This window comes from Sedimenticola thiotaurini (assembly GCF_001007875.1).
In the GTDB taxonomy this organism is placed as follows: Bacteria; Pseudomonadota; Gammaproteobacteria; order Chromatiales; family Chromatiaceae; genus Sedimenticola; species Sedimenticola thiotaurini.
The window spans coordinates 115,069-129,720 of the sequence record NZ_CP011412.1; the positions used below are offsets into that span (position 1 = coordinate 115,069).

Annotated in this window: 11 protein-coding genes; 4 read left to right on the forward strand and 7 right to left on the reverse strand. The window is 57.2% G+C overall.

Annotation, left to right across the window (positions count from 1 at the left end; all coding sequences use genetic code 11):
- The 4 genes from AAY24_RS00565 to AAY24_RS00580 form a co-directional block, all read right to left on the reverse strand.
- Entirely contained in the window at window positions 1-783 is a 783-nt protein-coding gene (locus tag AAY24_RS00565) for an outer membrane lipoprotein-sorting protein (RefSeq protein WP_046858024.1), read from the reverse strand.
- Window positions 773-3,094 (reverse strand): efflux RND transporter permease subunit, encoded by a 2,322-nt coding sequence (locus AAY24_RS00570; protein ID WP_046858025.1) that lies wholly within the window; start codon window positions 3,092-3,094, stop codon window positions 773-775. Before AAY24_RS00570 ends, AAY24_RS00565 begins: the two co-directional genes overlap by 11 nt.
- A 39-nt stretch (window positions 3,095-3,133) precedes the next feature.
- Window positions 3,134-3,958, reverse strand: coding sequence for a TetR/AcrR family transcriptional regulator (locus AAY24_RS00575; protein WP_052760968.1), 825 nt, complete (start codon window positions 3,956-3,958; stop codon window positions 3,134-3,136).
- 158 nt (window positions 3,959-4,116) lie between these two features.
- Entirely contained in the window at window positions 4,117-5,310 is a 1,194-nt protein-coding gene (locus tag AAY24_RS00580; protein WP_046858026.1) for an MFS transporter, read from the reverse strand.
- A 72-nt stretch (window positions 5,311-5,382) separates the two neighbouring features.
- On the opposite strand from AAY24_RS00580, the gene AAY24_RS00585 reads away from it, so the two are divergent.
- The gene (locus tag AAY24_RS00585; RefSeq protein WP_046858027.1) at window positions 5,383-6,156 is read left to right on the forward strand and encodes an AraC family transcriptional regulator; all 774 of its coding nucleotides are present in this window, start codon (window positions 5,383-5,385) and stop codon (window positions 6,154-6,156) included.
- A gap of 33 nt (window positions 6,157-6,189) precedes the next feature.
- On the opposite strand, the gene AAY24_RS00590 is transcribed toward AAY24_RS00585, so the two are convergent.
- The 3 genes from AAY24_RS00590 to AAY24_RS00600 are packed head-to-tail and all read right to left on the reverse strand — an operon-like array spanning window position 6,190 to window position 10,982.
- Entirely contained in the window at window positions 6,190-7,740 is a 1,551-nt protein-coding gene (locus tag AAY24_RS00590; protein ID WP_046858028.1) for a SpoVR family protein, read from the reverse strand.
- A complete protein-coding gene (locus tag AAY24_RS00595) occupies window positions 7,737-9,002 on the reverse strand; it encodes a YeaH/YhbH family protein (RefSeq protein WP_046858029.1) in 1,266 nt (421 codons plus the stop codon). The genes AAY24_RS00590 and AAY24_RS00595 overlap by 4 nt, the downstream gene beginning before the upstream one ends.
- 57 nt (window positions 9,003-9,059) lie before the next feature.
- Window positions 9,060-10,982, reverse strand: a complete 1,923-nt coding sequence (locus AAY24_RS00600) for a PrkA family serine protein kinase (protein ID WP_046858030.1) — start codon at window positions 10,980-10,982, stop codon at window positions 9,060-9,062.
- Between the two features lie 334 nt (window positions 10,983-11,316).
- Between AAY24_RS00600 and mazG the strand changes: the two genes are divergently transcribed.
- From mazG to AAY24_RS00615, 3 genes are all read left to right on the forward strand, one after another.
- Window positions 11,317-12,114, forward strand: coding sequence for a nucleoside triphosphate pyrophosphohydrolase (gene mazG, locus AAY24_RS00605; protein ID WP_046858031.1), 798 nt, complete (start codon window positions 11,317-11,319; stop codon window positions 12,112-12,114).
- Window positions 12,111-13,685, forward strand: a complete 1,575-nt coding sequence (locus tag AAY24_RS00610) for a M48 family metalloprotease (protein WP_046858032.1) — start codon at window positions 12,111-12,113, stop codon at window positions 13,683-13,685. The genes mazG and AAY24_RS00610 overlap by 4 nt, the downstream gene beginning before the upstream one ends.
- Before the next feature lie 85 nt (window positions 13,686-13,770).
- The gene (locus AAY24_RS00615; RefSeq protein ID WP_046858033.1) at window positions 13,771-14,646 is read left to right on the forward strand and encodes a DUF4743 domain-containing protein; all 876 of its coding nucleotides are present in this window, start codon (window positions 13,771-13,773) and stop codon (window positions 14,644-14,646) included.
- The last annotated feature ends 6 nt before the right edge of the window (window positions 14,647-14,652 follow it).

Here is a 14,652-nt window from a genome sequence, read left to right on the forward strand (position 1 = left end):
TCAGCGGGCCCGCTTCAGGCTGTTCCTGTTGAAGTCCGACTCATCCAGGCCGGTGCCGAATCGGTAGTTGGTCCAGCGCAGTTCGGTGCTTTTGCCGGTCTGGTGATTGATCATGTCCATGCGATCCGGACGCCAGTATCGATTCATATACTGTTGATAGCCGCTGTAGCTGAGGCTCTTCAGCAGGCTGTTCTTGCGGTCGTAGAACTCCACCCGCAGATTCCGGTACTCCGCCTGGTCCAGCCAGACCACGCGACGGGTGTAACCGGAGTGCTTATCCACCGGGAACTGTTCCACCACAAAACAGGCCTGATTGTCCAGCACCTCATCCCGGAGATATTTGTAGCTGTACTTTTCGATCTCGAACGAGCTGAGATCTTCATAGGCGAATTCGGAACCCATGAATGGTCCCGATTTGTTGCGCGAGGAGATATGTTTGACCCGTTTCAGCGCCGGCAGATAGAGCCACTGTTCATCGGCCTCGAGGGCGTGTGAAAAGCTCAGAAAGGCGGTGCCCTTCACATCCAGAGGCTGGTCGAAAACGGTCAGGCTCTTGTCGCCATCGTTCTCCTGTTCCAGCGACTGCATACGCAGCTCACGCAGGCTCTGCTCACCCTGGCGGTTGCGCAGAATCATCTGCATATCGGCCTGCATGTCGCCCCAGCCGGTGTCCCGGGCAATACTCTCGGCCGCGATGGCGTGGCCTTTCTGTTCCGCGCTCTCGGCATACAGCAGGGTGTGGACGCCAAGCAGGGCCAGTATCAGGCATATTCTAGGTGACATGGGTGTTCTCTCTCTCTTTGTCGGTGCCATGGGTTGAGTGGTGATCCAGCAGCATCAGCAGCGGCGGCAGGAACAGGAAATCGATGGCGAGCGCGATCAGGATGGTCAGCGCCGTTAACAGTCCCATATCGGCATTCACTTTGAAGCTGGACTGGGCCAGCACCAGAAAGCCTCCCACCAGCACCAGGGTGGTGATCCAGAGGGCCCGACCCACGCTACTGAAAGCATAGCGTACCGCCGCGTGGGCATCGGCATTACGTTCCCGGCGGGCGCGCAGATACTTGCTCAGGAAGTGAACCGTGTCGTCCACCACGATGCCGAGGGTCATGCCGGCCACCACGGACAGCGCCAGACCCACCTGGCCGTTGATGAAATACCAGGCACCGAAGCCCACGGCGGCCGGGGTCAGATTGGGCAGCAGACTGATCAGGCCAAACTTGAGGGAGCGCAGGGCCACACCCAGCAACAGGGAGATCAGGATCAACGCAAGAGTGACGCCCAACAGCATGCTGCGGATGTTGCGTTGGCTGATATGGGCGAACATCAGGGCCGGGCTGGCGATGGTTGCCGTATAGTCCGGGGCGTGGCTCGCCAGCCAGTCCCGAACGCGCTGCTCCAGCTGAATCTGCTCGTTGGAGGTCATGTTGTTGAAGGTGGCCACCAGCCGGGTGGAGGATTTATCCACGTTGAGCTGGTTATTCAGGTCCAGTCCATAGGGCAGGGACATCTCGTACAGCAGCAGATATTGGGCGGCCAGTTCCCGGCTGTCCGGCAGCCGATACCAGTCATCCCGATCCCCATGCATGTTACGGCTGAGTCGCTTGAGGGTGTCACTCAGGGTGTTGACATGATCGGTTTCCGGCTGATCCCGCAACCACTGGCTCAGTTGATCCAGTTTCTGCAGAAATACCGGGTCATTGATACCGCCGGATGTGCCGCTGTCCAGGGAGATCTCCATGGTGGCCATACCGGAGATGTTCTCCTGCATGAAATCGGTGGCCTGCCGGAACGGCACCGTGGTATCGAAATATTTAACGAAATCATCATTGAGCCGGTTTTGTGGCAGAAACAGCATGAAGGCGATCATGATCAGGGAGGTGACCGGCAACAGCCAGCGGCGGTTGTGCACAACGAAGTCGGCAAAGTGCATCATCAGGTCACCGCGCGCCTTGTGCGGTTTCACTTTCAGGGGCAGCAGTGCCAGCAGTGCCGGAAACAGGGTGACGGAGAAGAGGAACGCCAGCATGACGCCGATGGCCACCAGGTTGCCCAGATCCCGGAACGGCGGGGAGTCGGAGAAGTTCATGCTCAGGAAGCCGATGGCGGTGGTGATGCTGGTGAGAAAGATCGGCTGATAATTGATCCGCAGGCTGTCCAGGATGGCCTGGCGCTTTTCAACCCCGTTGCGCATCTCGTAGAACAGGGTGGTCAGTATATGGATGCAGTCGGCTACCGCCAGGGTCAGGATCATGGTGGGTGCGCTGGCGGATGGTGCGGTCAGGTAGAAGCCGGTCCAGCCGGCGATCCCCATGGTGACGGCGATACTGAACAGAACCACCAGCAGGGTGGAGAGGGTGCCGGTGATGGTGCGTAGCAGCAGGCCGATGGTCAGCGCCACGATCAGGAACATCAGTGGCACCAGGGTGGTACTGTCCGCCAGGGAGGCCTCGGCAAAGCTGTTGTTCATCATCACCATGCCGGAGAGATGGACGGTTACGCCCGGGTTTCGGGCCAGGAACTGGTCACGCAGCTCCCGTACCTTGGTGGCGACCTGGGGGATCTCCTCTACCGGGTTGACGCCCGGCAGCTGCACGGTGGTGTTGACGATGGTTACATGGCCATCGGGGGAGATCAGCTTGTTCCTGAGCAGGGGTTCATTGATGGCGATGCGCCTGGCCCGCTCCAGCGCGGCCTGGTCCATCGCCAGCGGTTCCAGGGCCAGATCCTCGACGATCAGGTCATCCCCGTCCGCATAGCTGTACTGGTAGTTGGTGATGGAGTCGACCCGGGTGGAGAAGGGGATCTGCCAGCTCTCTTCAGTGAGCGCCCGAATCGCCTCCAGCCGCTCCCTGGTAAAGATCCGGCCATCCTGCGGGGCGATGATAAAAGCGACATTATCGCTCTTGTTGTAGATCTTCTGGATCGACTCGTAGGCGTTCAGTTGCGGATTGTCCGAGCCGAAGAATACCCGGTAGTCACTTTCAAAAACCAACAGACGGGCGCCATAGGTCGCCGTCACGACCAGCAGAAGCGTCAGCAGTATGACCAGGATCGGGTGCTTGATAATCCAGGCTGTCAACTTCTGGTGCATACGCTCTCTCTCCTAAATCGGTGCACCTGCATGTGGCAATTACGTTATTACGGGCGGTTTGGTCACAGGAACTGGCCGGTGCTCTGCACAGGCTTTCGCTGGTGACGGGTTATCTGTTGACACTGTTGCGGTCTGTTGGCTGATCAGGGCGGATTCCCGGGGGAATATCTCCGTCTCAATGCGCCGCAGGGTTGCTTCATAATCCTGCTCGCTGCTTAATGCACGCCACTGCAGACCGTCCAACAACAGGTTGGCGTGACTGAAAACCTCGTTGCGGATATCCAGTTCAAACCGGCCACCGCAACTGCTTTTATTGTTGATCAGCAGGGTTATGGTGCCGAAACAGCTGGCCCAGTTGCAGAACACCACCTGGCGCCGACCCATCCGGGGCGGTAGGACCAGGTCGCCGTTGTCGATCGCTTCTGTCACCAGCTCAAATGCCGGTCCCATGAGCAGCTTCTCCAGCTGGTAGTGGGTGTTGAGCCGCTGCTCGGAAGTCCGCTCAATCTGGCTGGTGGTTTTGGCCGAAATGATCAGGGCGTACTGGATGGGATCGAGCAGCGCGTGCAGCAGATAGGCGTAGTGGGTGGCCAGCAGTCGCTCCCGGGTGGTGCCCTGAAACCTTATTGCGCGGGTAAACTTCTCCGCCAGGCGCTCCATGCCGGCGTTGCAGATGGCGGTTAACAGATCTTCGCGGCTGCAGAAATGGTTGTAGACGGTTCCTTTTGAATAGGGTACCCGCTCCACCACTTTGTCCATTGTGAGACCCGCGGCACCCTCACGCGCCATAATCTTCAGGGCGGTTCTGATCAGCTCCTGTTCACGGGCCAGCAGCTTTTCTCTCTTGGCGCTTGCTTGGCTCATGGTTCAGGGACCCGGGATTTGTGGCTGGAATTGACGATTCGTCAATTATGAAGCGCTGATTCTAGACCCCTGCACAGTACTGTCAACAACGGCTGCTCAGGACGTGAAGCGTGTCCGCAAAATCCGGGTAGTGGGGGAGCGCTGCTTGGTGGGTGTGTTCAGGATTCCACCGCCAGGCGGGAGAAGCGGTGCTCATAGCCGGCTTTCGGTGCATCCGGGATCAGCAGGGAGAGCAGCAGTGAAATCAGTGCCATGGCTGCTCCCAGGTAGAAAACCAGTGCGGGGGAGGCGAGCCAGAGCAGGCCGAAGCTGGCCGGTATCACCACAGCGGCTATGTGGTTGATAGAGAAGCTGACGCCGGCAGTGGATGCAATATCCTCCGGTGCGGCGATCTTCTGGAAGTAGGTCTTCAGGGCAATGGCCATGGCGAAGAAGAGATGATCCAGTACATAGAGGCCGGCCGCCAGCCCGGCCTGTTCCACCAGGGCGTAGCCACTGAACACCAGGATCAGACCGGTATACTCGATCAGCAGGGCGTTGCGTTCACCAATGCGACCCACCAGGCGACCGATACGCCGGGCAAACAGCACGTTCATAGCAGCATTAAGCAGGAACAGCATGGCGATATCGCTGACCGAGTAGCCGAACTTCTCCACCATCAGGAAACCGGCGAACACCACGAAAATCTGCCGGCGCGCACCGGACATGAAAGTGAGGGCGTAGTAGAGCCAGTAGCGACGTCGCAACACCATATGCTTGTGCTGTTCAGTACCCTGGGGGAAGAGCGGAAAGGCTCTCCAGGCAACCAGGGCAATTAACACAGTGATACCACCGGTGAGCAGGTAGAGCCACTGATAGTCCAGTTGCAGCAGGTCGCTGCCGAGCCAGATCAGTCCGAAAGTAAGAATCGCCGCCATGGAGCCGGTGGCGATCAGGCGCCCCAGGGTTTCAGCGGAGGTTTGCTTGTCGATCCATTGCAGGGCCAGTGATGTCTGCAGGGTTTCGTAATAGTGAAAACCGATCGACATGATCACGGTGGTGAGATAGAGCCCCAGTACCGATGGGAAAAAACCGGTCAATGCGGTACCGATACCTAACAGCAGCAGGGCGACATAGGCCAGGGTCTGCTCCCGGAACAGCAGCAGCAGAAAAATAACACCGAAGGCAAGGAAGCCGGGAATCTCACGCAGGCTCTGCAGGACACCCATCTCCTTGCCGGTGAAGGCAGCCATCTCGATGGCGAAGTTGTTCAGCAGGGCCTGCCAGGCAGCGAAACTGATCGGCACAGCGGCCGCCATCAGCATCAGCAGGATTTCCGGGCGTTGCCAGGAGTGGGTGATTCGGGTGTTCATGGGCTGATTGTCGCTCAATTGGCGGTGGCGTGTTACAGTTAAAAAGACATTATTTATCGAAAAGCTGCCAAAATGTCTCCTCCGGCTACCAGTCAGATATTAAATCCTGATCTTCCCGTTGTATCGGTCGCCTTTGATCTGGAGCGGGAACAGCGCGCGCCCCATACCCATCTGCGGGCCCAGCTGCTCTATTCTGTTGAAGGCGTGATGCGGGTAATGACGGCGCTGGGGACCTGGATGGTCCCGTCGAGTCAGGCGGTGTGGATTCCCTCCATGATGGAGCATCAGGTGATTGCCACGGAAGCGATCTCGATTCGCTCCATCTATGTGGATCCCGCCTGGAGCAGTGAACTGCCCAATGATTGTTGTGTCATCGCCCTGAGTCCGTTGCTGCGGGAATTGATTCTGCGCGCGGTCAGGATCGGCAATGACTATCCGCCGGAGGGCCCGGAGCGTCGTCTGATGGAGGTGATCATGGATGAGTTGCGCCAGATGCGGCGGGCACCCTTTTATCTCCCCATGTCCGGCCATCCGAAAGTGCGGAAAGTGATCGATGCCCTGGTTGAACAGCCGGCCGATCCGGGCAAAATCGAGGATTGGGCCAAACGGGTCGGTAGCAGTTCCCGCACCCTGTCCCGTCTGTTCGTCCGGGAGACCGGCATGAGTTTCGGTGCCTGGCGCCGGCGCCTGCGCTTGATGGAGGCGATAGAGCGACTCGGGCAGGGGGAGTCGGTGACCCGGGTCGCCCTGGAACTGGGTTACCAGAGCAGCAGCGCTTTTACCGCCATGTTCAGGAGTGAACTGGGGGTCTCACCGAAACGCTACAGCCGACAGGATCGGGCCTGAAGCGTCAACTGGTGATCCGATCTGCCTGGCTGTTCAGCCCGCCTCTTCCCCGGCCGGTTGGGGACAACGATGGGTGATGTGGGTGCTGCCGTCACTCTCTTCCACTTCGATCTGAACATTGAACCCCCACAGCCGGTGCAGATGTTTGATCACCTCGTCCGTGGAGTCTGACAGGGGGCGGTTACGGTCTTTGTAATAGCGCAGTGTCAGGGTCCGGTCACCCTGGTGATCCACGTTGTAGACCTGGATATTGGGTTCCCGGTTACTCAGGTTGTATTGGGCACTCAGTTTCTCCCGCACCGCCCGGTAACCCGCCTCATCGTGAATGGCAGAGATCATCAGGTTCTCCTCCTGATCATCATCCAGTACCGAGAAGAGTCTGAATTCACGAATCAAGCGCGGCGAGAGGTACTGTCCGATGAAACTCTCATCCTTGAAATTGCGCATGGCGAAATCGAGGGTCTCGCGCCAGTCCGTGTTGGCAATATCCGGGAACCACTGGAGATCCTCTTCGGTCGGGTTTTCACAGATATTGCGGATGTCCATCATCATTTTGAAACCGAGGGCGTAGGGGTTGATGCCCGAGTAGTAGGGGCTGTCGAAATCGGGCTGGGCGATGACATTGGTGTGGGTGTGCATGAACTCCAGCATGGCGGCGTCATTGATCAACCCTTCGTCGTACATATGGTTCAGGATCGTGTAGTGCCAGAAACAGGCCCACCCCTCGTTCATCACCTGGGTCTGGCGTTGCGGGTAGAAGTATTGGGCGATCTTGCGCACGATGCGGATGATCTCCCGCTGCCACGGTTTCAGCAGGGGGGCGTTCTTCTCCAGAAAGTAGAGAATGTTCTCCTGCGGCTCCGGAGGAATGCGCTTGACCTGGCTCTCCTGCTCCTGTGGCTCATGGATATTCAGTTGACGCCACAGTTCGTTGACGTGGTGTTGCAGAATCCGTTCCCGGTCCGACTGTACGTGGGGCTCATCCTCCAGGGTTTCACCGGCCCGACGTTTGTAACGGTCCACCCCAAAATTCATCAGGGCGTGACAGGAGTCGAGAATCTCCTCAACCTCCTGGATGCCGTATTTCTCTTCACACTCGGCGATGTAGTTTTTGGCGAAGATCAGATAGTCGATAATGGCTTCGGCGTCGGTCCAGATCTTAAACAGATAGTTGCCCTTGAAAAAGCTGTTATGGCCATAGGCGGCATGGGCTATCACCAGCGCCTGCATGGTCAGGGTGTTCTCCTCCATCAGGTAGGCGATGCAGGGATTGGAGTTGATGACAATTTCGTAAGCCAGATTCATCTGGCCCCGTTTGTAATTTTTCTCTGTAATGACAAACTGCTTGCCGAAGCTCCAGTGGTTATAGCCGATTGGCATGCCGACTGAGGCGTAGGCGTCCATCATCTGCTCACTGGAGATCAGTTCCAGTTGTACCGGATAGCAGTCCAGCTGATAGATATCCTTGGCGATCCGTTCGATCTCCCGGTTGTACTTTTCGATCAGGTCGAAAGTCCAGTCCGAGTCGGTGGATATCACCTGGCGTTTCTCTTCTGTCCGCTGCTTGTTACCGGACCTGCTCATGCCTCTTGCCTTTTAAAGAGTTCATGGAATACCGGATAGATCTCGCCCGTGTCCCTGATCTGTTTCATGGAGAAGGTATCGAACATGGCTGCGACCTTTTCATACTCACGCCACAAACCCTGATGCTCCTGGTTGTGGATCTCCACATAGGCGTAATATTGCAGATAGGGCATGATGGAATCGATCATCAGGTTACGGCAGGTGGCGCTGTCGTCTTCCCAGTTGTCGCCGTCGCTGGCCTGGGCGGCATAGATATTCCAGTCTTCGGTTGGATAGCGCTCCCGGATGATGTCGCGCATCAGTTTCAGTGCGCTGGAGACGATGGTGCCACCGGTCTCCCGGGAGTAGAAGAACTCTTCCTCATCCACCTCCTTGGCAGAGGTGTGGTGGCGGATGAACACTACCTCGGTCTTTTCATAGCTGCGGCTGAGAAACAGGTAGAGCAGGATGAAAAAGCGTTTGGCGATATCCTTGGTGGCCTGACTCATGGAGCCGGACACATCCATGATGCAGAACATAACCGCCTGGGTGATCGGCTTCGGTTGCGGAATAAACTGGTTGAATTTCAGGTCGTAGGTATCGATAAAGGGAATGGCGTTGATGCGGGAGCGCAGCAGTGCCAGTTCTTCGCGCAGCTCCTTTATCTTCTCCTCATTATGGGGCTTTTTTTCGAGTTCCTGTTCGAGCAGCTGTTCAAGCTCACGACACCGTTTACTGTAGGGGGAGGCGATAGCCAGTTTACGGCCCTTGGCGCGTCGCATGGTGCGTAACAGGTTCAGGTTGGAGGCGACGCCGGTGTTGGAAAAGCCGGCCCTGACCATCGCTTTGGCCGATTGTGCCACAACTTTGGTTTTTACCAGATTGGGCAACGCCAGCTCTTCAAACAACAGATCGAGATACTCCTCTTTGGAGATATCAAAACCGAAATCATCTTCGCCTTCTCCAGAGTTGGATGCCTGACTGCCGCCGCCACCCTGACCCGACTGATCCGGACGCTTGATCTGGTCGCCCTGACTGAACTGCTTGTTGCCGGGGTGCACCTGTTCATGGGAGCCCCCCTGGCCGTGATGGATGATCGGCTCCGTTACATCCCGGGCGGGGATATTGATCTTTTCGCCAGACTGGGTATCAGTGATCGATCTCTTGCTGATCGCGTCTGATACAGACTTTCGAATCTGCTGCTTGTACCTCCGCATCAGCCGCTGGCGGTTAACGGCACTCTTGTTGCGTCCGTCAAGTCTTCGGTCAATGATCATGGCCATGGCGTACTTCCTTACTGTGAGACTCTACCTGTTGATCGCTTATCACCTCGCTTAAGCTCAGTTCGATTTACGTACCCGCAGGTACCACTCGGATAGCAGTCGGACCTGCTTTCTGGTGTAACCCTTGGTCATCATACGGCTGATGAAATCTTCATGCTTCTGCTGATCTTCGGTTGACGCCTTGGCATTGAAGCTGATGACCGGCAACAGCTCTTCGGTATTGGAGAACATCTTCTTTTCAATCACCGTGCGCAGTTTTTCATAGCTGGTCCAGTTCGGATTCTTGCCGTTGTTGTTGGCTCTGGCCCGGAGGACAAAATTGACGATCTCGTTGCGGAAGTCCTTGGGATTGGAGATGCCGGCCGGTTTCTCGATCTTCTCCAGCTCCTCGTTCAGCGCAGCCCGATTGAGGAATTCGCCGGTGTCGGGATCGCGGAACTCCTGGTCCTGCAGCCAGTAGTCCACGTAGGTGACATAACGGTCGAAGATGTTCTGGCCATACTCGGAGTAGCTCTCCAGGTAGGAGGTCTGGATCTCCTTGCCGATGAATTTAATATACTCCGGTACCAGGTAGCCCTTGATGTACTCCAGGTAACGTTCCTGCAACTCCGGCGGGAACTGCTCCTGCATGATCTGCTGTTCCAGCACGTAGAGCAGATGTACCGGGTTGGCGGCGATCTCGGTGTTGTCAAAATTGAACACCTTGGAGAGGATCTTGTAGGAGAACCGGGTGCTGAGGCCATTCATCCCTTCATTGACGCCGGCGTAGTCCTTGTACTCCATCAGGCTCTTGGCCTTCGGATCGGTGTCCTTCAGGTTCTCGCCGTCGTAGACCCGCATCTTGCTCCAGATGTTGGAGTTCTCCGGCTCTTTCAGTCGTGTCAGTACGGCGAACTGGGCCATCATCTTCAGGGTGTCCGGCGCACAGGGGGCGTTGGCCAGGCTGGAGTTGGAAATCAGTTTTTTATAAATCTCGATCTCTTCCGTAACCCGCAGACAATAGGGCACCTTGACAATATTGACCCGGTCGAGGAATGCCTCGTTGTTTTTGTTGTTGCGGAAGCTCTGCCACTCCGACTCGTTGGAGTGAGCCAGAATGATGCCTTCGAAGGGTATGGCGGAGATCCCTTCGGTACCCTTGTAGTTCCCCTCCTGGGTTGCGGTGAGGAGGGGATGCAGTACCTTGATAGGAGCCTTGAACATCTCCACGAACTCCAGCAAGCCCTGGTTTGCCTGACAGAGTCCGCCGGAGAAGCTGTAGCAGTCCGGATCGTCCTGGGAAAACTCGTCCAGTTTGCGGATGTCCACCTTGCCGGTCAGGCTGGAGATATCCTGATTGTTTTCATCGCCTGGTTCGGTTTTGGCAATCGCAGTCTGGCTGAGCCGGCTGGGCCAGAGCTTGACCACCTTGAACTTGGAGATGTCCCCGCCGTATTCACGCAGTCGCTTGACTGCCCAGGGACTGGGAATATGTTCCAGGTAGCGACGTGGAATACCGTATCGCTCCAGGATCAGCTCCCCATCCTCGTCCGGATCGAATAGGCCCAGTGGGCTCTCATTAACCGGAGAACCTTTTAATGCATAAAAGGGTACTTTCTCCATCAGGTATTTGAGTTGTTCGGCAAGGGACGACTTGCCGCCACCCACTGGGCCTAACAGGTACAGGATCTGTTTTTTCTCTTCCAGACCCTGGGCTGCGTGACGCAGGAATGACACCACAGATTCTATGGCATCTTCCATTCCGTAAAATCCACTGAAGCTGGGATAGGTTTTGATGACCTTGTTGGAGAAGATGCGACTCAGGCGTGGATCCTTGCTGGTATCAACCAGTTCCGGGTCGCCGATGGCAATGAGCAGACGTTCGGCGGCGGATGCATAGGCCGATTTGTCCTCCTTGCAAAGATCCAGATAGGCTTCGATGGATAATTCAGATTCTTGTGCCGCTTCATAGCGACCCTGGAAATGGTCAAAGATGGTCATGGAGTCGTCCCTCCTGTAGTGTTACACGGTACAGCCATCCGCACTAACCGCAGTATGGTGTCACTATTCTCCTCGCCCAGTTTGCCCGCTGCCTGGTTGCCTGTTGCGCACGCGGCGCAAGCTTTTCGTTAGTATCATTCGGCGCTGTTTTACTGCCTTGTTACTAGGAAAGCTTAGTTGATGTTTTTTTGTTTTGCCGTGAATGTTTGTAAAAAAAACCTGGGTTTTATATAAAGACCGCTCCCTGCAGAATTAAGTTTCAATGGAATTTCTCGCAGTTTGAAAATATCCCGATTGGTTCCATTGCCTAACAGATGATTGTCCGGAAAAAGATATGAGCATAAAGCGACTGGTGGATATCATGGCGGAGCTCCGTGACCCGGAACATGGTTGTCCCTGGGACCGGGAACAGGTACTCGAGAGTCTGGTTCCCTACACCATCGAAGAGGCCTACGAGGTGGCGGACAGTATCGCCCGGGGTGACATGGAGGAGCTCTGCGGTGAACTGGGGGATCTGCTGTTCCAGGTCGTATTCTACGCCCGTATCGCCAGCGAGCAGGGACAGTTCGATATGCAGGATGTGATTGACGGGATCTGTGAAAAAATGGTGCGGCGCCATCCCCACGTGTTCGGTGATCAGTCCGTGGCGGATGCCCAGGAGCAGAGTCTGGTCTGGGAACAACTGAAGGCCCAGGAGCGCCAAAATCGTGCCGGCGAGCGGACGGTATCGCACCTGGATGGCATCGCCCAGGCCCTGCCGGCCCTGTTGCGGGCGGGTAAGCTGCAGAAGCGGGCGGCCAAGGTGGGATTTGACTGGCCGGAGAGCAGCCAGGTGCTGGAGAAGGTAAAAGAGGAGTTGCAGGAACTGGAGGCGGAACTGCAAGGACCGCAAAGAGATCAGGCGCGGATTGCCGAGGAGATGGGTGATCTGTTATTCAGTTGTGTCAACCTGTCCCGGCACCTGGGGCTGGAGGCGGAAGGTCTGTTACGATCAGCCAATAGCAAGTTTGAGACGCGTTTCAATGCCATGGAAACGACGCTGCTACGGCGGGGTGTGACCCTGGAGAGTGCAACCCTGTCTGTCATGGATGCCACCTGGGATGAAATCAAGCAGAAGGAAGCCGATGAATGAACGGATATAGCCGGCAAATCGTTAAAATCATCTGGGGACCGATTAGCGCTGCCCTCCTGCTGGCGGGTCTGTCCGGTTGTGCCACCAACCCGGTTACCGGTAAGAGCGAACTGGCGCTGATCTCGGAGCAGACTGAACTGGCGATGGGGCAGAAGCAGTATCAGCCGAGCCGACAGATGCAGGGTGGAGACTACAAACTCGATCCGCAACTGAACCGCTACGTAGAGCAGGTCGGGCAACGGCTGGCAGCGGTCAGTGACCGGAAACTCCCCTATGAATTTGTCCTGCTGAATGATTCCACGCCCAATGCCTGGGCCCTGCCGGGCGGCAAGATAGCGGTAAACCGGGGACTGTTACTGGAGTTGAACAACGAGGCCGAGCTGGCGGCGGTGCTGGGACATGAAATCGTCCACGCCGCTGCCCGGCACGGCGCCAAAGGGGTCGAACGGGGGGTGCTGCTGCAGGGGGCATTGATGGCGGCTGGTGTGGCGACAAGGGATAGTGACTATTCCCAACTGGCCGTGGGTGCCGCCGCGGTCGGAGCCAACCTGATCAATCAGCGCTACTCCCGGGATGCCGAGCTGGAGGCGGACTACTATGGCATGCTCTACATGGCCCGGGCCGGCTATGATCCCCAGGCGGCGGTAGGTCTGCAGGAGACCTTTGTGCGTCTCTCCAAGGACCGTAATGAGAACTGGCTGAGTGGCCTGTTCGCCAGTCACCCGCCGTCGGCTGAACGGGTCGAAAAAAATCGTCAACGGGCCCGGGAGCTGGCATCTGGCGGCAGGCTGGGTGTGGAGACATACCGGCAGATGGTCAGCGGCCTGAAAAAGAGCGCACCAGCCTACAAAGCCTATGATGAAGGACAGGCGGCACTGAAGAGTAAACAGTACGACAAGGCGTTGATGTTGGCCGAGCGGGCTATTCGGATCGAACCCCGGGAGGCGCTGTTCTATGGTCTGAAGGGCGATGTACTGGCGCAGCGAGGTGACGATAGCAAGGCCCTGGCTGCCTATGACAAGGCGATCACTCTGGATAACGGCTTCTTCCGCCACTATCTGGCCCGGGGGGCGCTGAAAGCCGAGCTGGGGGATCGACGGGGGGCGCAACAGGATCTGAACCGCAGTCTGGACCTGTTGCCGACGGCGGATGCCCACTACCTGCTTGGCGGTCTGGCGATGCGCGGGGGTGATCGTTCAGCTGCCATTACCCATTATCAGCACGCCGCCTCCGCTTCCAATGCCCGGGGCAAAGCGGCCGCTGTTGCGCTGGTTAAACTGGATATGCCCAATCGACCGGAGCGCTATATCAGAAGCCAGCTGGGAATTGACCGGTCCGGGACGGTGTTGATTCATGTGCAGAACCCGACCGCTGTAACGGCCCGGAATATTCGGGTACAGTTGGGTGAGTTAAGTGCCGGTGGCGGGGTGATGGTCAGGTCCGCATACCGGGTGCCGGGAAGCCTGGGTGCCGGACGCTCGATCACCCTCAAAACCGGTGTCCGGCTGGCCGATCCACAGCAACTGAAGCGTTGGAGCAGCCGTGTTATCGCTGCGACCGTTGCGGAGTAATGACCGGAACGGTTAGCTGCCAGCTCTGCCGGGCTGTTCCACAGTCTGCCGGTTCGTTGATACCGGCCGCACCCAGGATTTCTGTATGAGTTTTATCGATCACATCGTCGCCTGTAATGATCACGATGTCAGTCGTTTTATACCGTTCCTGGTAGAGGAGCGGGTGGTGGGCCGTATGCAGCCCCGCTTTGCTGAATCGCTGAAGCCCTGGCCGGAGGTGTTTTCGGTGACCGAGCAAGCCGTCACCCTGAGCTGTCGTGCGCCGGGACTGGAGGATCGCTCCGCTGAGGTGTCCCGGGTGCTCGGGAAGCTGGTGGACCGGGGTGAGTTGCGCCCCTTTCACGGGGAGCGCTACGCTGTCACCGCGGAGGGGGAGAGACGGCCCCTGTTGCTGGTCGACCGGGGTATGGCCCCCCTGTTTGGTATCCGGGCCTACGGGCAGCATGTCAACGGTTATGTCCGTACCGGGGATGGCCTCAAACTATGGATCGGCAAACGTGCCGATGATCGGCGTCACTACCCGGGCCGGCTGGATAATCTGGCGGCCGGCGGGCTACCCTACGGCATCAGCCTGGCCGAGAACCTGGCCAAGGAGTGTTGGGAGGAGGCGGGTATTCCGCCGGAACTGGCCAGGCAGGCGGTTCCGGTGGGCGCTGTCAGCTATCACATGGATACGGAGATGGGCTTCAAGCATGACGTGCTGTATTGCTATGATCTTGAATTGCCAGAAGAATTTGTTCCCGATTGTATGGATGGCGAGGTGCAGTCTTTCTACCTCTGGCCAGTGGAAGAGGTGATGGATCGGGTACGGAACAGCAACGATTTTAAACTCAACTGTAATCTGGTCATAATCGATTTCCTGATTCGGCACGGCTATATAGGTCCGGATGATGAGGCCTATTTAACGCTGCTGGCGGCGTTGCATCCCTCCCTCCCGCCACTGGAGCCATCACCCGGCTAGTCGGCG